General features: G+C 54.6%; 16 protein-coding genes. 9 read left to right on the forward strand and 7 right to left on the reverse strand.

Going from position 1 to position 18,723, the window contains the following annotated elements:
* Positions 1-55 precede the first annotated feature (55 nt).
* Positions 56-1,429 carry a PucR family transcriptional regulator gene (locus QMQ05_RS01365; protein ID WP_345472366.1) on the reverse strand — a complete coding sequence of 458 codons (1,374 nt, stop codon included), beginning with the start codon at positions 1,427-1,429 and terminating at the stop codon, positions 56-58.
* A gap of 126 nt (positions 1,430-1,555) precedes the next feature.
* Here QMQ05_RS01365 and QMQ05_RS01370 point away from each other — a divergent pair, with 126 nt between their 5' ends.
* From QMQ05_RS01370 to QMQ05_RS01380, 3 genes are all read left to right on the forward strand, one after another.
* The gene (locus QMQ05_RS01370; protein WP_345472368.1) at positions 1,556-2,851 is read left to right on the forward strand and encodes a flavin monoamine oxidase family protein; all 1,296 of its coding nucleotides are present in this window, start codon (positions 1,556-1,558) and stop codon (positions 2,849-2,851) included.
* 257 nt (positions 2,852-3,108) lie between these two features.
* Positions 3,109-3,864, forward strand: a complete 756-nt coding sequence (locus QMQ05_RS01375; protein WP_345472370.1) for an SDR family NAD(P)-dependent oxidoreductase — start codon at positions 3,109-3,111, stop codon at positions 3,862-3,864.
* A gap of 196 nt (positions 3,865-4,060) precedes the next feature.
* A complete protein-coding gene (locus tag QMQ05_RS01380) occupies positions 4,061-5,041 on the forward strand; it encodes a TIGR00730 family Rossman fold protein (protein WP_345472372.1) in 981 nt (326 codons plus the stop codon).
* A gap of 45 nt (positions 5,042-5,086) precedes the next feature.
* Here QMQ05_RS01380 and QMQ05_RS01385 read toward each other — a convergent pair whose 3' ends face one another.
* The 3 genes from QMQ05_RS01385 to QMQ05_RS01395 all read right to left on the reverse strand — a co-directional run bounded on the left by QMQ05_RS01385 (position 5,087) and on the right by QMQ05_RS01395 (position 7,724).
* Complete coding sequence (locus QMQ05_RS01385) at positions 5,087-5,245, reverse strand: hypothetical protein (RefSeq protein ID WP_345472374.1); 159 nt, start codon at positions 5,243-5,245, stop codon at positions 5,087-5,089.
* 132 nt (positions 5,246-5,377) lie between these two features.
* Positions 5,378-5,809, reverse strand: coding sequence for a hypothetical protein (locus tag QMQ05_RS01390; protein WP_345472377.1), 432 nt, complete (start codon positions 5,807-5,809; stop codon positions 5,378-5,380).
* A gap of 1,306 nt (positions 5,810-7,115) precedes the next feature.
* The gene (locus QMQ05_RS01395; RefSeq protein ID WP_334121054.1) at positions 7,116-7,724 is read right to left on the reverse strand and encodes a hypothetical protein; all 609 of its coding nucleotides are present in this window, start codon (positions 7,722-7,724) and stop codon (positions 7,116-7,118) included.
* Between the two features lie 552 nt (positions 7,725-8,276).
* Here QMQ05_RS01395 and QMQ05_RS01400 point away from each other — a divergent pair.
* The gene (locus QMQ05_RS01400; protein WP_345472380.1) at positions 8,277-8,741 is read left to right on the forward strand and encodes a TIGR00730 family Rossman fold protein; all 465 of its coding nucleotides are present in this window, start codon (positions 8,277-8,279) and stop codon (positions 8,739-8,741) included.
* A 197-nt stretch (positions 8,742-8,938) separates the two neighbouring features.
* On the opposite strand, the gene QMQ05_RS01405 is transcribed toward QMQ05_RS01400, so the two are convergent.
* Entirely contained in the window at positions 8,939-10,468 is a 1,530-nt protein-coding gene (locus QMQ05_RS01405) for a sodium:solute symporter (protein ID WP_345472382.1), read from the reverse strand.
* A gap of 322 nt (positions 10,469-10,790) precedes the next feature.
* Between QMQ05_RS01405 and QMQ05_RS01410 the strand changes: the two genes are divergently transcribed.
* The 5 genes from QMQ05_RS01410 to QMQ05_RS01430 all read left to right on the forward strand — a co-directional run bounded on the left by QMQ05_RS01410 (position 10,791) and on the right by QMQ05_RS01430 (position 16,523).
* Positions 10,791-12,446, forward strand: a complete 1,656-nt coding sequence (locus QMQ05_RS01410; protein ID WP_345472384.1) for a thiamine pyrophosphate-dependent enzyme — start codon at positions 10,791-10,793, stop codon at positions 12,444-12,446.
* A 125-nt stretch (positions 12,447-12,571) separates the two neighbouring features.
* Positions 12,572-13,828, forward strand: coding sequence for an ATP-binding protein (locus QMQ05_RS01415; RefSeq protein WP_345472386.1), 1,257 nt, complete (start codon positions 12,572-12,574; stop codon positions 13,826-13,828).
* A 21-nt stretch (positions 13,829-13,849) separates the two neighbouring features.
* Positions 13,850-15,466, forward strand: a complete 1,617-nt coding sequence (locus QMQ05_RS01420; protein ID WP_345472388.1) for a tetratricopeptide repeat protein — start codon at positions 13,850-13,852, stop codon at positions 15,464-15,466.
* Between the two features lie 139 nt (positions 15,467-15,605).
* Positions 15,606-15,974, forward strand: coding sequence for a hypothetical protein (locus QMQ05_RS01425; RefSeq protein WP_058256095.1), 369 nt, complete (start codon positions 15,606-15,608; stop codon positions 15,972-15,974).
* Between the two features lie 117 nt (positions 15,975-16,091).
* The gene (locus tag QMQ05_RS01430) at positions 16,092-16,523 is read left to right on the forward strand and encodes an SRPBCC family protein (protein WP_345472390.1); all 432 of its coding nucleotides are present in this window, start codon (positions 16,092-16,094) and stop codon (positions 16,521-16,523) included.
* Between the two features lie 20 nt (positions 16,524-16,543).
* Here QMQ05_RS01430 and QMQ05_RS01435 read toward each other — a convergent pair whose 3' ends face one another.
* Together QMQ05_RS01435 and QMQ05_RS01440 are read right to left on the reverse strand one after the other, a co-directional pair.
* The gene (locus tag QMQ05_RS01435; protein WP_345472392.1) at positions 16,544-17,203 is read right to left on the reverse strand and encodes a polysaccharide deacetylase family protein; all 660 of its coding nucleotides are present in this window, start codon (positions 17,201-17,203) and stop codon (positions 16,544-16,546) included.
* A 215-nt stretch (positions 17,204-17,418) separates the two neighbouring features.
* Complete coding sequence (locus tag QMQ05_RS01440; protein WP_345472394.1) at positions 17,419-18,723, reverse strand: MFS transporter; 1,305 nt, start codon at positions 18,721-18,723, stop codon at positions 17,419-17,421.

Raw genomic sequence — 18,723 nt, forward strand, 5'->3', positions numbered from 1 at the left:
TCCTTTGCGCCCCGTCCAACAGGAAGGGGCGCAAAGCCCATTTAGCTGTAGTCAATCAGTCGTGCAGTAACACCCACGCTTGGCGAGCCAAGTGGAAATCCGAAAGATCGGCGACTTTGCGCACGCTGCGCCCGGTGGCTTCCTCGACCTGTTTGATTCGGTAGACCAGCGTCTGACGGTGGATACTTAGCGCGTTAGCAGTACGCTGCCACTGCATGTCATGTTCCAGTAATGAGAAAAGGGTTGACCGAAATAATTCCGCCTGCCCGGTCTCGCTCGCTAAGGGGCCAAGGACTCGGCTAATGATGCCTTGCGCTTCGCTAGCCGATCTGGCCAGCAGGGAAACCTGTAGACCTGAAAATTCGTGTACCCCTGCTTCGCTGGCCTCGGGCAGGGCACTGATGGCCTCTTCAGCGGCTCCCGCCAGATCTACCAAGTCTCGTTGCGCGAGACTGGAACCTAGGGCGATATTCATGGCGGCGGAGATCTGCCGCACGGTACCTAGATCTTGCTCGCGCACTATAGCCACCGCGTGTTGCTTCCATCTAGCCTGAAGCGGGACCAATCCGTGCAGTGCCAACGACATGCTCAGACTCTCACCGTGCTTTTCGGGTGCTGCGAGCACCCTGAAAGTTTCACCCGGTGCTAGCCACTTGCCACCTTTCACCTGCGTTGCGCTCAATTGCCCGGCCAAGCCCAATCGCAAGAGCGACTCACCGGAAGAGATAGAGCTTTCGGCCTGTTGCAAGAGCGCGTTGGTATCCACGGAAAGAATGAGCTTCAGATGCACCAGTAATAAGGCATCGATTTGGTCTTCTGCCGGGATCAGTAACTGCGTGGTTCGTAGAGTGGACAGTGAATGGCGCCGTAGCGCACCGGTAGGACGCGTCCCAATGACAGTGCACCCGGTGGCAGTGTCCTCGACTGCTACTTGTACTCCCAAGAGTTTCTTCGCCCAATCTCCGCGCCGTTTGGCCTGAGCTGATTGGGAACCCGCCTCTTGGTAGAGACGGGAAAGCATCAGCACCCCGCGATTGAGTTGATTGGTGGTGGCTGCCGCTACGGTGCGGGCAATAACCACAAAGGGAGTACTGGTCCCTGTGGAGAGTAACGGCAGACCCAACCGGTCGGCTTCCAGCCTCATCTCAGTGGTGATGGATGGCGCCAATCCATCGGCTCCAATAGCGATGCCAGGAATGCCAGCAGTATGCACCTGGCGCACGTAATCTTTCTGACCTTCAGGACCAGTCGGGACGTTCAGCCCCAAGGTCATGAGAAGTTCTTCTGGACCTAGCCACTTCCATGGTTCTGCCGATTCGCTGGTCTGTGCCCAACGCACCGTGCGGTCCAGTCCAGTGGCACCAGCGATGACATTGGTGTCTAGCGTTGGATCAGCAATAAGGTCGGCAACTGTCAGAAGTGAGGCCATGATTATCCCTTTGTTTGAATCTCTTCCTAAAATCATACATTCGTCTAATCGTGCGTCATGGTGTCCGCTTCTACTGTGGATCACAGCAGAAAAGAATCCCCTCTCCTTTGATGAAAGTAGGAAACCATGAGCGAGATTTTCGATACCGACGTTATTGTTATCGGAGCTGGCCTGGCGGGTGTGACCGCGGCACGAGAGCTAGGGACACGCGGTGTGGACACCATCGTCCTCGAAGCTCGTGATCGCTTGGGCGGTCGACTCTTCACCGAAAAGCGTTTGGGTAAGTATCTGGAACTCGGTGGGAACTGGATGCACTGGACTCAGCCGCATGTATGGGCCGAAGTGACCCGATACGGCCTGGAAGCAGATCGTTTGGCTCGTGCCGAGGAGACCTTCTGGTTCGCCAATGGAGAGGTGTGCAAAGGTGACCTGCCAGGATTTATGCAGCTCATCGACCCCGGCATGGAAGCCCTGGTTGGCAACGCTGGCAAGTTACTGCCACGCCCGGATTTGGTGGCGGACTCTGAAGATTTTAAGGAAGCAGATCAGCTGACCCTACAGCAGGCGCTCGACGCGTTGGAACTGAGCGATGATGAACGCCAAGCCAATGAGGCGGCCTGGGTGGGACACTGCAATGGACCCTTGGATCAAGTCGGCTACAGCGCTGCGCTGCGCTGGACCGCAGCAACTTCAGGGGCCTGGAAAGTGATGCACGAAGCCAGCTCTGTATACCGCTTGAAAGAAGGCAATGACCAGTTGGTCAAGTCCATCGCAGGGGACATCAAGGGCGAAATTCGTTTGAACACCCCGGTCACCAAGATTGAACATGATGCGGAAGGTGTGAGCGTCACCGTTGAGGGCGGAGAAACGCTGCGCGCTCGGAAAGCGATCCTGACCGCCCCACTAAACATCCTGCATGAATTGGATATCGCTCCGGAACTGTCTGAGGTGAAGCGCGAAGCCTCGCAGACCGGAACCGCTTCCCAAGGAGTCAAGCTGTGGATGCGTGTTAAGGGGCCAATCAAGCCCTTCTTTGCATACTCCACCAAGGACCACCCACTGTCCGTGGTTCGCACCGAATTTGTTGGTGAAGAGGACGCAGTGTTGGTTTCTTTCGGAGCGGACGCTTCACGCATTGACGTAACCAGTATTGAGGATGCCCAGAAGGCACTGTCGGTATGGCGCGATGATATCGAGATCCTTGAACTCGCGGCTCATGACTGGAACGAAGACCAATATGCCAAGGAAACTTGGCTCATCAACCGGCCCTTGGCCTACTCACAGAGCCAGGCGGAATTACAGCGTCCTGAAGGTAACCTGCATCTGGCCAGTGGAGACATCGCCAACCTTTGGGCCGGCTTCTTTGACGGAGCTATCGAAAGTGGGTTGCGCGTCGCCCGCGAGGTATCCGAGCAACTCTAGAGAAAAAGGCCACGAAGAGCAGCCGCAATATATAACGCCCGAGCCACGTGGGTACTGGTGGTTTGCCTTAGCTGAGCAATCAGTGGGGTCACCTCTGTACTCGCGTGGCTCAACAAGGCTGTGCATGAAGATAGAAACTTGATGCGCGATTACCGACCTGTCGGAGCGCCAGCTTCAGGGGGAACCAGCCGTAGAACAATGCGTCACCGAAAAACTATCGGCCAAGGATCAGCCGGTGACGAGCTAAGGAAATAGACATGGGATTCAATTCGAAGGTAGCCATCGTCACCGGAGCTACCGGCGGTATTGGGCAACAGCTCGTTGCACAGCTGATCAGTCAAGGTGCAAAAGTAGTCGTCACCGGACGGGACGCTAGTAGCTGTGCACTGCTCGAAGAACGTTACGGAGATCGCCTGTCAGCGCTCGCCGGGGACATCACGGCAACTGAACACTGCCAGGCGTTAGTTGAGCATGCAGTTCAGCGTTTCGGCGGACTGCACCTGCTGTTTAACAATGCAGGGACCATACCGCGAGGTACCGCAATCGAAACCTCCGACGAAATGTGGGACAGCGCGCTGGCGGTAAACCTCACGGCAGCGTTCAAGCTCAGTCGTGCGGCCATCGAGCACATGCGTTCCAACGGTGGAGGGACTATCGTGAATACCGCCTCAGCGTGGGGACTTTATCCGGGCCCGGCGCATCTGGCGTACTGCACGGCCAAGGGAGCGCTCATAGCAATGACCCGAAGCATGGGCCGGGACCACGCAACACAGCAGATCAGGATCAATGCAGTCTGCCCGAACGAAGTGGATACACCTATGCTTCGCAGCGGATTTGAGTACCGGGGGCTAGACGCGAAAAAGGCGCTTAGGGAACTCGATAATACGGTACCCCTGGGGCATGTTGCGCAGCCACAGGAAATCGTGGATGCCATGTTATTCCTAGCCTCTGAACAGTCGCGGTATGTGACCGGTACCGTTCTAGAGGTGACTGGGGCGAAAGCCGTGTACTAATGCCGTGAGCCATGACGCAACGAGATGCTCTGCTGCTGCCCGTCTCCACGACGGGTCCACTCTCTTGCCACGCTTCGTTCCACCCATGCTGGAAGTCATTAGATGAATCGTTGAGTCTAAGTAGTCTAAGGAGTCTAGGATTGAAAGGCGCCTGCCGGGTGCAACCAGCTTGTGGACGGATTAAGAAGGAACATAAATGCCAGAGCAGATCACTGTCAGCGCGGTCATTATCCGAAACGATGCAGGACAGGTTCTGACAGTCCGTAAGCGAGGGACGGCATCTTTCATGTTCCCCGGTGGCAAGCCAGAAGTGGGGGAGTCGCCTATCGACGCAGCGGTGCGCGAAGTCAGTGAAGAGCTGGGCGTCCAACTAGATCCAAGGTCACTACGTTTCTTCGGAACGTTTACGGCTCCCGCCGCCAACGAAGAGGGACGGACCGTTCAAGCCACCGTATTTGAGCATCCAATAGTACCGATTGGTGAACCTCTGGCAGAGATCGAACAACTGCGGTGGGTTGACCCGTCAGAAGACCTGGTTGAGCTGGCCCCATTACTGAACGACGTGGTCTTCCCGGACATGCTCGTTGAGCCACACAAGGTTCGCAGCCTGGCAGTTTTTACCGGCTCGGCTTCAGGTAAATCTTCTATTTATGCGCAAGCGGCAGAAGACTTCGCGCGTACAGTAGCCACCTCGGGCAGAGCCATTGTTTATGGTGGTGGACGCGTGGGACTGATGGGAACCATCGCCGATGCAGCCAGTGCAGCCGGCGGAAAAGTTTTCGGAGTTATGCCGCAGGTTCTGGTGGATGGCGAACTGGCGCATCCAGGTCTAACAAGCCTAGAAGTTGTCCCCGATATGCATGCACGCAAGCATCGAATGGCAGAACTGGCTGATGCTTTTGTCGCCCTGCCCGGTGGTGCTGGAACCTTGGAAGAGCTCTTTGAAGTATGGACCTGGCAACAGCTGGGGATCCATGCGAAACCGGTGGCCCTTTTGGACGTTGATGGATTCTGGCAGCCTCTGCTGAAGATGCTGGATCACATGACTGATCAGGGTTTTCTCGCCCCGCAGTTCCGCGATTCCTTGGTGGTGGCCAGCGAACCGGAAGCGCTTTTGGATGCTCTGTGTTCGTGGGAGGCTCCGGCAGCAAGATGGGGCGCAGGTTCCAAGAACTAAGCACAAGGCTCGTTTTTATGGGTCCGACTCGGTAATCTTGACGGACTAGAGTGTAGGCTCTTGTGCCGTTGCGCTGACCGGTGCGTCCTGGATAATGCCGGAAATCAGGACATGGTGGCTCCGTTTATCAAGGAAAATGTCGTCTTGACCATTGCCCAAGCAAAAGCCTGCACCGTCAAAGCTGACGGCGTAGGCATGATCCATGCGCCGGCTCTTTGCAGCTAATTTGAAGTGACGTTTTTTCTGGGAGTGTGCGCGCAAGGCGAGCACTGAGATGCTCGCGACGGCTGCCAGCGCCATATAGTAGACAGCGATTAGCGTCAGGCTGCGATTGCTCTACGCCGCGAGGGCTTGGGCAACCAGTGGGGCGGTTCCTGCAGCCAGGCCGGAACGGACCTGATAGGTCAGAGATAAACTGGTGTAGCGGGTGATGGGGCTGAATAGTTCGGCTAGGTAGGAGCCGTGGACGCCGAGAATGGCGACCTGCATAATGGGCAGTCCCAAGATGAAACCAGCACAAATCAACATCGGGTCGTTAGGCATAAACAGTTGCATCATTGGCCAGACGTCTACTAAGCCCAACACAGAATCGACAATTAGCATTCGATCTCGTCCGAAGCGATCCGAAAGCCAGCCCACGAGTGGAATGGCGAGTACCGCTAATCCACTGGCAATGGTGACCATGAAGAGCAAGGAGCATACGGCTACCGCGGGCTCTTGGCCTTCACTGGCAATCTGAGCGGAACGCCCTGCGAGGAACGGCACCATGAAGGCCGACAACATTGCCTATAAGAAGAGGGGGTCAACGCCAGCAAGATGCCAAAGAAGGTCTTGAAGCGGGATTGTTTCAGAATCTGGAGAATGGGTGGTTCTTGTGTGCGTGCAATCTATTCGGCGGCCAGGAACTCTGGAGATTCCGACACCTGATAAAGCAGGTACAGAGCAACTAGGACCACGATGGTGGACGCCAAAAACGGCATGCGCCAATATCAAGAAAGGAATTGTTTTTCGGGGAGCGAAGCAAAGATACCGAGGACAAATGTTGCCACTAGTGCTCCGGCTGGACCTCCAGCAACCGAGAGAGAAGCCCCGACCCTTGGTCTTATTCGAGGAATGCTCCATAGACATCAACGTCGCACCACCCCATTCGCCGCCAGCGACTAGGCTCTGAATGGCACGAATGAGTGTCAGCAAGATTCCTGCGGTGGTGGCCCTGAGCGAAGATTGAGAAGTGATAGGCATGAGTGCCTTTCGCGAAACAGCGGAAACTGCGCACGTAAATGTGATGCAGACTTCCAACCGATGCTAGGGCTTGGTTTGGGCCTGAAGGAATGCAAAAAGTCGAGCTATTCCCTGCTCGATAAGTCTTGTTCGTCCAGTAGCAAATTTGTTCAATTATGCCGCCACGAATGATCTGAAAACCGCCTGTGACATCGGGGCGGAGAAGGTCGTTTGGACCGGCGCCGGGCATAGTAGAAAACGGCACGCGTGAATAGTGAGGATCAGGCTTGGTCCCGGCTCGTACGCGTGCCGGCCGGTGGCACTAGAACTCATGCCAAGCTGAACTTGGGACACGTTTCCCGCCTGGTTTTGATTGACTATGGACTATCGTCGAACAACAACAGCAAAGCCGCGGCACGGTATCTGCATAGTCTGGAATTCAAGAGAATCGTCGATTGCTGGATTTCAAGAAAAACTCATATCTCGATCACACCGAAACGAAATAGCGTGATTCAGCTAAAGCAGTTGAACTTACAGGGACACCAATCTTGCTTTACGCTAAAGCCAATATCATGGAGGCGCACTCGGAAATGATCCCCGGAAACTAACGCTTTCGAACAGATTCCACGATGCATAGGGCTACGAGCGAAAGAACACCTGCCACCAATAGCGCCAAGCCTACAGGTTCTAGGTAAACCACTCGTGAAGTAAGTACCTCTGCAGAACCCTGCTGAGGATCCCAGGCTGTAGCTTCCTTTTTTGATACGAAAAATATGCCAAACGCTGTTGAAAGTACCGCGATGGTCCACCCGAGAAGTTGAAACAACCTTGTGTAAGTGTTCAATTAATTTCCTTATTTCTTGATGTCGAATCCAATGTTAGGCGAAAATGCAGTCAGGGTGCCCGATGTGCTTACTGTGGTCCACCGTGTTTTCTTTTGTCCCAGTGCTTTCACGCCTTTCATCTTCCTGATTTTGTAGGTTGCCTTGGTTCCTACAGCGTAAGCGCGATAGGTGGCAGCGGATTTCTTGCTAATTGATGGTGAGGTCCAAGAGACGGAGCCGTTGGCCGAATAGTGGCGGTTGAAACCTACGGAGCCGGAAATATCGTTAATGGTCGCGCCTAGACTTACTGAGACGTCAGTGCCAATTGAATAGCCGGCGTTGATGCTGCAGCTGCCGCCGACGCCTTTGGACACCTTGCAAATACCTAGTTGCTTTTTGGTGTTCGTCCAATTTTTGGTCTTCTTCAGATCGATCACGTCATATCGATAGTATGTAACGCTCCCACGAGCAGGCGTTGCAGGGGAGATGGGCAACGAATCAGCTTTTGAAGGATTGGACGAGGCGTTGGCAGTCTTAACAACATCCGGGGCAGCTTTGTCTGGACTCATTGCATGTGCAGGAATGATACCTGTTAGGGCTAATGACAGTGCAAGAGCTATCGCAAACTGCTTCTTCATAGATTTTCCACTTTCGGACGTGATTTGGGCCTTTTGTATAGACTCTACATAGAAAACAGTGTGGCCATCATCCATTTCAAGGTATTTTATTCTCATTTTCGAATTGAGCTTCCAATTCCCTGCGCGCCAACCGTGAGCACTGAAATGTCAGCTTAAGTATTTTGTATCTGAAACTTTGCTATATGCCGCAGAAAACCGGACCTAGGCTTTGCCCGTCTTTTTCCCGGCTTTGGCGGGTACGAGATCAAACTTGATGAGTACGATCGGCAATCTAATAAAAGCCTCTAGTGACTAATGGTGTAAGCATGAATCTGCGTCACTAGTTGCGGCACATGATGCAGGAATAAAATTCCTTGTTTTTGGACGATCTTGTCGGGGTGCAGTGTTCAAGCCACCGTATTTGAACGTCCTTTGGCATCAATTGGTGAACCACAGGCCGAAATCGAGTAGCTGCGGTGCCTTGACGAGGCAGCGGAACTAGATGAGCTTGCCACTTTACTCAAAGGCATGGTCTTCCAGGCTTTACTCGCGGGCCCACGGAGGATCCAGTGCTTGGCAGTTTTCATCGGCTCGACTTCGGGCAAGTCGCCTGTTTATGAGCAGGCGGCAAAAGACTTCGCGCGTACTGTTTCCTCACTGGGTCGAGCCATCGTCTATGGCGGTGGACGCATGGGCTTGATTGGAACAGTTGCCGATGCGTCGCGCAAGGCTGGTGGCAAGGCATTTGGTGTCATGCCGCAGGTCTTGGTTGATGGAGAACTGGCGCATCCAGGATTAACGAGCTTGGAAGTTGTGCCCGATATGCATGCGCGTAAGCATTGCATGTCGGAACTGGCGGATGGTTTTGTTGCCCTGCCCGGTGGTGCCGGAACGCTGGAAGAGCTCTTTGAAGTATGGACCTGGCAGCAACTGGGTATCCATGCGAAACCGGTAGCTCTTTTGGACGTTGATGGATTTTGGCAGCCTCCGCTGAAGATGCTGGATCACATGACTGATCAGGGTTTTCTCGCTCTGTAGTTCCGCGATTCCTTGGTGGTGGCCAGCGAACCGGAAGCGCTTTTGGATGCTCTGTGTTCGTGGGAGGCTCCGGCAGCAAGATGGGGCGCAGGTTCCAAGAACTATGCATGAGGAATAAAACGAGCCTTGTGCTCAGCGGTGAACACCGCTGAGCACAAGGCTCGTTTTTACGGGTCCGACTCGGTAATCTTGACGGACTAGAGCGTAGGCTCTTGTGCCGTCGCGCTGACTGGTACGTCCTGGACCTTTCCAGCAACGCGCAGGTTCCAGTGCTCAATCACCTGTCGATCAGTGGACTTGGTCAGCAGCGATACAACAATGAACGCTACTGCTGAAGCGATCAGTCCGTAGTAGATCGGTTCGTTGGCGTAGACACCGTCGAACTTGTTCTCCGCCTGGATCTCCAGAACGATCATGGTGCCCAGGGTGACGATGGTGCCGGCGGCCATGGAAACGGTCGCGCCCAGGCCGTTACCCCTCTTCCATAGCAGACCGCCGATAATCGCCACCAGCAGACCTCCAACGAGGATGTCGTAGGCGATGGTCAGGGCCGCGACCACGTCGTCCACCAGGATGGCCAGCGTGACGGTGACCAGACCGAGTGCCAACACCCAGATGCGGTTGGCGCGCACGTCGTGTTCTGGGTTCTCATTCGTATTGACCTGAAGGTTCTTGCCGAACCAGCTGGCCACGAACGGGGTGACGTCGGTGCGTGCCACGGTGGCCGCCGCGATCAACGCGCCGGATGCGGTGGACATCATTGCCGCAACTGCTGCGGCCATGACCAGTCCGCCCACGGCTACCGGCAGCAGCTGGGTAGCGACCTCGGCGTACACCACGTCCTTGTTGGCTTCGGCACCCGTAATGTTTGGCAGTGCCACGCGAGCGGCCATGCCGATCAGTGCGCCGGCGGCGCCGTAGAACACGCAGTAGATGCCGGCGGTGGTGCCACCCCAGCGGGCGACCTTCGGAGACTTGGCGGTGAACACGCGCTGCCAAATATCCTGGCCGATGAGCAGGCCCAGGGTGTAGACCACGAAATAGGTGATGATCGACTGCAGCCCGATGCCGGTGATATCGAAGAATTCATCGCCGATGCGCTGGCGTATTCCATCCAGGCCACCTGCGGCGTGCAGTGAGAACGGCAGCATCAATGCGAAGATGCCGATGGTCTTGATGATGAACTGCACCTGATCGGCGAGGGTAATGGACCACATGCCACCAATGGTGGAGTAGATGATAACGATGGCGCCGCCGATGGCAATGGCCACCCACTTCTCCCAATCGAACAGCACCACGAAGATTGTGGCGTAAGCGCTGGTGGAGGTGGCGCAGAGCATCAGGGTATAGGCCAGCATGACGATACCGGAGGTATTGGTCGCGGCCTGGCTGCCATAGCGCAGCGAGAGCATCTGGGAGACGGTAAAGACCTTGAGTTTCTGCAGGGTCGGGGCGAAGGCCAAGGACAGCAGGATGACACCAGCACCGATGGCAACGACCAGCCACATGCCTGAGATGCCCCATTTGTATCCCAGACCAACACCACCCACGGTGGAAGCTCCGCCGAGTACTACTGCGGCCATGGTCCCCGTATAGAGGAACGGGCCGAGGCGACGTCCAGCGACTAGATAGTCGCTGCTGTTCTTGGTGCGGGACTTGCCCCACCAGCCGAAAGCAAGCATTGCCACGAGGTATAACGCGACAATGCTCCCATTGATGATTTCCATGGACTTCCCCGATGCGAGTGAGAATGCTTACTATCAGTAAACTTTTATTTCTCAATAGGCTACTTGTGTGGCCAGTCACAAGTCAATGTCTACCCGGTTTATGTCCGCAGGCTAGAGCGTATGGAAATGTGAGCAACGTTACTGTCATTCAGTGGTAAAGAATCTAGACAATTTGCGCAGAAATATGCATCTTGACTTGCATCGTGTCATACTTGCGTAGCAATAGGCCTTCATCATGTGCAGTTAGACGTTCTTTAGTATCGTTGCTCGACGACGCAACGTTGCGTCAAATGATTCTTCGCAACCAGAAAGACGCCTAAAGATGAGTGAAAATGCTCAAGGTCTGACAAAGAAGTCAGCCGGACACGTCATTGTCGATACACTTGCCGCACACGGCGTTGAACGAGCTTATGTTGTCCCGGGAGAAAGCTACCTAGACGTCCTCGACGGACTGCACAACTCTTCCATTGAAACCATCGTCTGCCGCCACGAAGGCGGAGCCACCTACATGGCTGAAGCAGAAGGCAAGATGCACCAACGCCCCGGAGTTGCCATGGTGACCCGCGGTCCGGGCGCCGCCAACGCACATGTTGGATTGCACACTGCATGGCAGGACTCCACCCCGCTGGTGCTTTTTGTGGGCCTGATTCCATTCGAGCATCGTGAAAAGGAAGCCTTCCAGGAATTTGATCCCAAGGCATGGTTTGGCACCGGCGCCAAGCGCGTGATGATCTTGGACCACGCGGAACGCGCCAGTGAAGTTGTCGCCGAAGCGATGTTCGCGGCCATGTCCGGACGCCCGGGCCCAGTCGTGGTTGGACTTCCAGAAGACATTATCCGCAATGAAATTTCCGCTGAACTACACCCAGAGATTCCCGTCGCCACCGGTGGTATGACAGTGACCGACTGGAAGTCACTGAACTCGGCGTTGCAGGAAGCAGATAAACCACTGTTTATCTTTGGTGGCAATGACTGGTCGGATCAGGGAGCCGCTGACTTTACCCGGTGGCTTGAAGAACATGATCTGCCTGCCGCGGCCGAATGGCGTTGCGAAGGAACTGTGCCATTCAATTCGCCCTCATACGTTGGTCCAATCGGCTACGGGCGTCCCAAGCCAACCTACGACCTGCTCGAAGAAACTGACCTGCTGATCTTCGTGGGTACCGTACCCGGCGACGTTATCACCGACGGCTTTAACATTCGCCAGAACTGGGAAAAGAAAAACTTCCTCGTCACCATTGACCCTTCTCTGCGTGGGCGCTCCGGCCCGGTCTCACATCAGATTGTTGCCAAGCCTGATGTATTCGTCCGTGATCTTCTCCTAATGGATCTACCAGTGAAGGATTCATGGAAAGAATGGACCGCACGAATGCGTGGCGAGCAGGAGAAATTCGCGGCACTGCCAACCTCGGAGCCAGCCAACGGGCCAGCGAAGATGGCCACATTGATGGCTAACTTGGTCACCGCATTGCCGGAAGACGCCATGGTGACCTTCGGCGCGGGCGAGCACACCAACTGGGCGCACCGTTACTTCCCAACCAACGGTTACGCGTCAATGCTCTCGGCGCGCAACGGCTCCATGGGGTATTCAATCCCATCGGCCGTCGCGGCATCGTTGAACTACCCAGGGCGTCGAGTAGTAACGATTGCTGGTGATGGTGAGTTCTTGATGAATGGTCAGGAACTAGCGACCGCTACCCAGTATGGGGCAACTCCTTTGGTGATTGTCATGGACAACCAGCAATACGGCACCATCCGTACCCATCAGGAACGCCAGTACCCTGAACGTGTTTCTGGTACTCAGCTACAGAACCCCGATTTTGCTTTGATGGCTCAGTCTTTCGGTGGTTTTGGGGTTCGGGTAGAGAACGACTCAGAGGTCCCCGCCGCTCTGGAAGCAGCAGTGAAAGCTATTGACGAGAACAAGACCTTTGCGTTGATCCACCTCATCGTAGAGCAAGGTGTTAAAGCCTACTAAGCGAGGCTACAAGGGAACCTGCAATCCCAACGGGTATCGTTGATGCGGTACCCGTTGGGCGCTTTAAAGGGCCTATCAGCCAGATGAAGTTTGCCGGCAACAACTTGCACTAGTGGAGCTCAAATATGAATGACCCATTGATCGCTAGCCTCATCCGCGCGGTGGAATCCGCACCGGAAGAACACGAATTGCGTCTGCATCTTGCTCAACAGCTACATCAAGCAAACCGTGCTGCTGAAGCCCTGACGCATATCAATATCGTGGTCCAGAAGGATCCTGGAAACACTGTTGCACTCCAGTTGCTTGGCCAGGTCAGTGCAGCGTTGTTGGGTAACGCAGCTGATGCAACGGCTCCTGTCACGGAACCAGAAAAACCTACACAGGCCGAACAGCCCGATTTTGACTGGGACGCTGCCGCCGAACAATTTGAGCAATCGGTGCCAGCCCCATTCGCAGAACCAAAAATTGAGATGGGCGAGTGCTCAGGCGGTGCTGTTCCCGAAGAACCTGTCGGAGAGCGCATTACCCTGGCGGATGTTGGTGGCCTACAAAACGTTAAAGACCGGCTGAATGAGTCATTCTTGGCGCCAATGCGCAATGCGGCCATTGCAAAAGCCTTCGGCAAATCTCTGCGCGGCGGGCTGTTGCTGTATGGTCCTCCGGGGTGCGGTAAGACTTTCGTGGCACGCGCGGTAGCCGGCGAGCTTCAGGCCAACTTCATGGCCGTCACCATGACCGATATCTTGGACTCGCACATTGGCGAAACCGAGAAGAACATCAAGGCCGTCTTTGATAAGGCCCGAAGTAATGCCCCAACGGTCTTGTTCCTTGATGAAGTTGATGCCTTAGGACTTCGCCGTGGCTCGCTGTCCGGGAGCGCCTCGTGGCTGCGCCAGATGGTGAACCAGCTGCTCATGGAGATGGATTCGTTGTCCTCGAATAATGATGGACTGTACGTACTGGCAGCGACCAACCATCCTTGGGATCTGGACGAAGCCTTATTGCGTCCGGGACGTTTGGACCGAGCCGTACTAGTTACCGCGCCGGATGGACCTGCTCGTGAGTCCATCTTGCGGTACCACCTGGAGCGTCGCCCCATCGCCGGTATTGATCTGAAATGGATTGTCCAGCGCACCGATGGATTCTCAGGTGCTGACCTAGAACACCTGTGCACTACGGCTGCCGAAAAAGCCATGATGCAATCCATTGAACGCAATGAAGTGCTACCCGTGGACATGACACATATCCAACTGGCGCTGAACGAAGTGAAACCATCGACCCTGCCGTGGCTGGAATCCGCGCGTAACGTGGTCCGGTTCAGCAACGAAAACGGCCGCTACGACGAGCTAGAAGCATATTTGATCGCCAGAAAATTGATGTAAATAACTCACGGAAGGCTCCGCATGGATTTTGATGTCCTCCAGACCAGGGTCACCCATCATCTGGCGACGGGTAGAGATGCCGAAGCCATCAGTCTGCTGAAAGACAATCTCAACGATTACCAACACGTGGCCGAGTTTTGGATTTATTACACTGCCTGCCATTTGAATCTTGAGCAATGGGATGACGCCGAAGCCACAGCACGCACTGCGCTCACACTGAACCCCGAGCATCCAGTGGCCGGAGAACAGCTCGCAGTAGCACTCTCTAGCCTGCACCGTCGAGACGAAGCACTTGCGGTGATTCAGCAAGTCATCACGGTAGCCCCCGAGTATGCGCGCGGGCACTACCTGCTTGGCATGATTCTGCTCGGCCACGTCCAGAACAATGATGAACGCATCTTGGCTCGTCAGGCCACCGAACATGCGCTGAAACTGGATCCAGAAAACCCTGACTTCTATCAAGGTGCAGCCTTAGCCGCTGATTTAGCTGATGATCAAAATAGCGCATTGGGTTTCCTCGAAGCTGGTTTGCGCATAGATCCACACCATCAGGGGCTGCTGCGTGCAGCGGGCAGTATCAAGAATGGTCACAAGGTCGTGGGAGACCAAGGTGTTCTGTTGTGCGGAATGCTGGCCAGCGACCCAATGAATGAAAAGCTGCACGGGGACTATGCAGAGAACTTCCTAGAGAAACAGGTTGTTTATGCCGACCGTTGGTGGCTTTTCACTCCGATATTGGCAGTCATCGCCGCCTTTGGTTATGGCGGTGGTTCGCTGGGCAAAATTGTGGTGATCGTACTGGTATTGGTGGGTGCCGGCGTATTTGCCTGGTGGAATATTTCGACCTATAAAAAGACCGCGAAGTCCCTTCCCTCCGGCTACCTCAAAGATATCCACTCTCGTTTCCCGACATTGCCTAAAGCAGTGCGCGCCTATCAGGGCAGTTGGGTAGTGGCCGTGGCCGGTGCGCTCGCAGGCTGTTTTGCACCGCTTGCTGGAGCCATCTTGATGATTCTGAGCATCGTGGCCAGTAGGGTGGCAGCGACACTGATTCGTAGAGAAAATTCGGCTCCCCCGACGGATCGGACTGATCCTGAAGAGCGTCGCGTTCATCTGGTGCGCCTTAGTGGGGGATTCGCGGCAGGTTTCTGGAAACGTGTTCTGCTGGTCATCGCCCACCTGATTCTCTTTGGGGTAGCTGTCTCGCAAACGAATCACATGGCTACGGTGCCATTGGCTTCGGTGGGCCTTGAACTCCTAGTGATTGGAGGAGTGCTGGCCTACTGCCAGTTCCGTTTGGGATTCAAAAACAACGCCTTCGCCTATGGGCTTGCGGTCGGTGCTTCGGCGAAGTCGCGGAACTTCGCTTTGCTTAGAGGCAATATCGGAGGCATGTACTTCATCGGGCTACATTTAGTCATTGGACTGATCGCCTTTTCCGCTGCGCTCTCATTGCTGGTGCAGTCTCCTGAATCCATTGGTGCAACGGATAACTCGGTAGACGAACAGCCATCAGGCAAGGTAGAAGAACCAAGTCAAACCCCCACGATTCCCACGCAGATTCCTTCGGTGAAACCTGAAGATTTCAGTATTACGCCGTTGCCTGAACTTCCCGATCTTCCTTCATTGGATCAGTAGTTGCCGTCGAAATTCACACGATCAGAAAGATCACAATCCAACTAAAGCTTCTGTCTTGGCATGCTCGCCCTGAAGAAATAGGATGAATTGCTACCGAATTACGTGAAGCAACAACCCCGACCACGAGGTGGATAATCTGATGGCAAAGATGAGCGACGAGCTCATTGAGCAGTGGGCTGACGCAACCGCTGAAATCTACAATGAGTCCTTGACTGGCATCAACCTGAGCCGTCTGCCCGAGGCAGTGGCTCAGTACGTTGAACTTTTTGCGCAGAGCGAGAATCTGACGTTTAACGAAGAGGCCACTCCAACCGATTACTTTGAGAACCACCCATTCGTTGCAGTCACTGCTGTGCTGAACAGTCCTGAAGCCCTTGAGGTACTGGACGGCGATGCACAGGACGCACTGGACTCGATGGCTGACTTCACTGAAGCCTGGTACAACTTCGACTTAGAGCAAGAACCGGAGTTGGGTGTTTCCGAGGCAGACGTTGACGAAGACTGGTAAACGCCGTTAACGCTTTGAACTGATCCCGAGCAGAGATTCTGCTCGGGATCACTTTTTATCTACCCAAATCCGCTGAAAGCTATTCCCAATACGCGTTGAGAGTGCCACCATTCGGGTATGAGCCAGTTCAGTGTTTTTGAAAGCACCGTTCTTATTCACCTTCCGGTGCACCGCGTATGGGAGTTGCTGACCGACTGGGCAGCTGCTCCCTTGTGGATTCATGGAATTGGTTCCATGCATTCTGATGATCCCCAACTAAAAGTTGGAACGAATCTTGTTTATCGCGTTGCCGGGCACGAACGGGTCTATCGCGTCCACGAGCTCATCGAAAATCGGTTGTTGATTCTGCATACTTCGGAAAATCCGGACGGGCTGTCCTACCGATACGATCTGAAAGACGATGCCGGGTATACCGAAGTGGTCTTGCAGGTTGCGATTATCAATCCTGATTTGAGTGTTGAACAGTGCGAAGAGCTTGCCTCGAACATTCGCGAAAGTGAAGGGGACAAGTTAGACCAATTACGGCTCTATGCGGAGCAAGCGCCCTAGAAACAAATGAACGCGGACGCTTACTTTCCGGTGACTTGTGGCCCCGAGGAATACGCCACAGAATTAGTGAGTTCTCCAGCAAAGAGCTGGTCTATGGTCACCAACGTATAGCCTTGCGCTTTGAGTTGCGAAACTAACTCTGGAACCGCCTGCACCGTGGTGTTGCGGGTGTCGTGCATCAGGACAATGGAACCCGGATGTACGGTGTCCATAATGGCGTCTGCGATCTTCTGAGAATCTTTAATCCTACCATCGTGACTGTTGGTATCCCATAGAATCACTGGGTAGGGTACTTGCTCATTGTGTGATTCATCGTGATGACCCAGAGGTGGCCTAAAAACGCTGGGACTATTTCCAGTAACTTCCTTGATAGCCTCGTCGGTGCGTTCTAGCTGTTGCTTTAGCTCTAGGTCAGACAGGGTCGTGATATCGGCATGATCCCAGGTATGACTCCCCACCTGGTGGCCCTCCGCTTCCATGCGTTTCACCATGGAGGGAAAGTTTTGAACCTTGCTTCCGATGAGGAAAAACGTCGCAGGAGTGTTGGTGGACTTTAGGGTGTCGAGTAGGTTCTGGGTGTACTGATCCGGCCCGTCATCAAAGGTGAGCGCAACACAGTTCTCCAGCGAACAGTCGACTTGTGGGGCAGCGGACTCGGTGGGGGATTGGGTGGGTGACACTGCCTCTGGAATGGATGAGCACGAGGCAGTGCATATCAAAGTCAGTAGCGCCAAAGAGCACATTATCCGGCGCGAAAATCGTCGGGTCATCTTTCTAATCTTGTCGCTACTTGTGCAATTCGTATAGACCGTCACGGAAATGGGCCATGAATTTCAAGGCGGTTAGCGCGGAACCAGCGCACTTGCCCGACTGCGCTAGGGCAGAGATACTGCACTTAGAGTGTTTCTGCCTCGGGCACAGAAGTAGGTTCGTCAATGAGTGGATTTTCCAATTCATCGTTGGCAAATTTCCCGGCCCACCACGCGATGATGCCGAAAACTGGCGAGGCTACCCCTGCGATGACAAAAATCGTTTGGAGGCTCATTACCTGGGTGAGCGGTCCGGCCACCGCCATGGATAAAGGCATCAACGCTAGTGAAACGAAAAAGTCTAAGCTGGAAATTCTGCCCAACAGGTGGCTAGGGACTCTACGCTGTAACAGCGTCCCCCAAATGACCATCCCCACTGCGTCGGTAATACCGAAGGCCAACAAGATAACAAAGAGCGTCCACGCCTCACTGACGAAGCCGATCATCGCTAGGGGCAGGGTGCCCAAGCACCAGCAAGCGGTCATCAGGCTTAGATAGCGTCGGGGGAATTTTGCGGAGGCGATGAGCAGTGATCCAAGTGCAGACCCGATTCCAAAGAAGGCCAAGGCGAAACTGAAAAGCTTTGCATCACCATGCAAGTTATCGCTGACGATAAACGGCAGCAACACTTCGAAGGGGCCGATAAAGGTGAACACTGAAATGACGGAAAACAACAGGGTCCACAGCAACCAGCGGGTGCGCACGGTATAACCAACACCCTCACGCAATTGTCTAAGAATGCTCGGCTGCGGTTGGTCACCTTCCGCGCTCACTGCGTTGTAAGCATCCCGGTTGGGGATCATGCGAAGCATGAGTAGAGCTAAAGCATGCACTAGGGCCACGCCAATGATGGCGTGAGCTGGCGACAAGGCGGCCACGAGGAATCCCGCGGTCATCGGTCCTAGCGCCGTATGCACTACAGGCCGGATGGTGCCTTCTAACCCATTGGCTGCCAACAACTGTTCAGCGGGCAACATTTTGGGAAGTAAAGCTGAGTATGCGGGATAGAAAAAGGCCGAGCCGGCGCCAATAAGAAAGCCTGCCACCATCAGATGCCACAATTCCAAGCTGCCGGTGATGGCCAAGACTGCGATGCTACTCATCAGCACGAAGGAAAAGGTTTCTACCAGCACAACGATGCGCCGGCACGAATGGCGGTCAGCCATAATGCCGCCGAAAAGCACAAAGCAGAGCAGCCCCACGGCGTTAGCGGTAGCAACCATCGACAGTTCCATCGGACCACCGCCAAGATGGCGCACCTGATAAACCATGGCCACGGTCCACATGCCTGCGGCGAATGTAGATAAAACAAGAGCGCTGGCCAACATGGCGTAATCGCGGATGGCGAAGGGCCTGATGAGACGCAGCGCAGAGCTTTTGAGTGCCCTCAT

The sequence above is a fragment of the Glutamicibacter sp. B1 genome, from assembly GCF_039602135.1.
Taxonomy (GTDB): domain Bacteria; phylum Actinomycetota; class Actinomycetes; order Actinomycetales; family Micrococcaceae; genus Glutamicibacter; species Glutamicibacter ectropisis.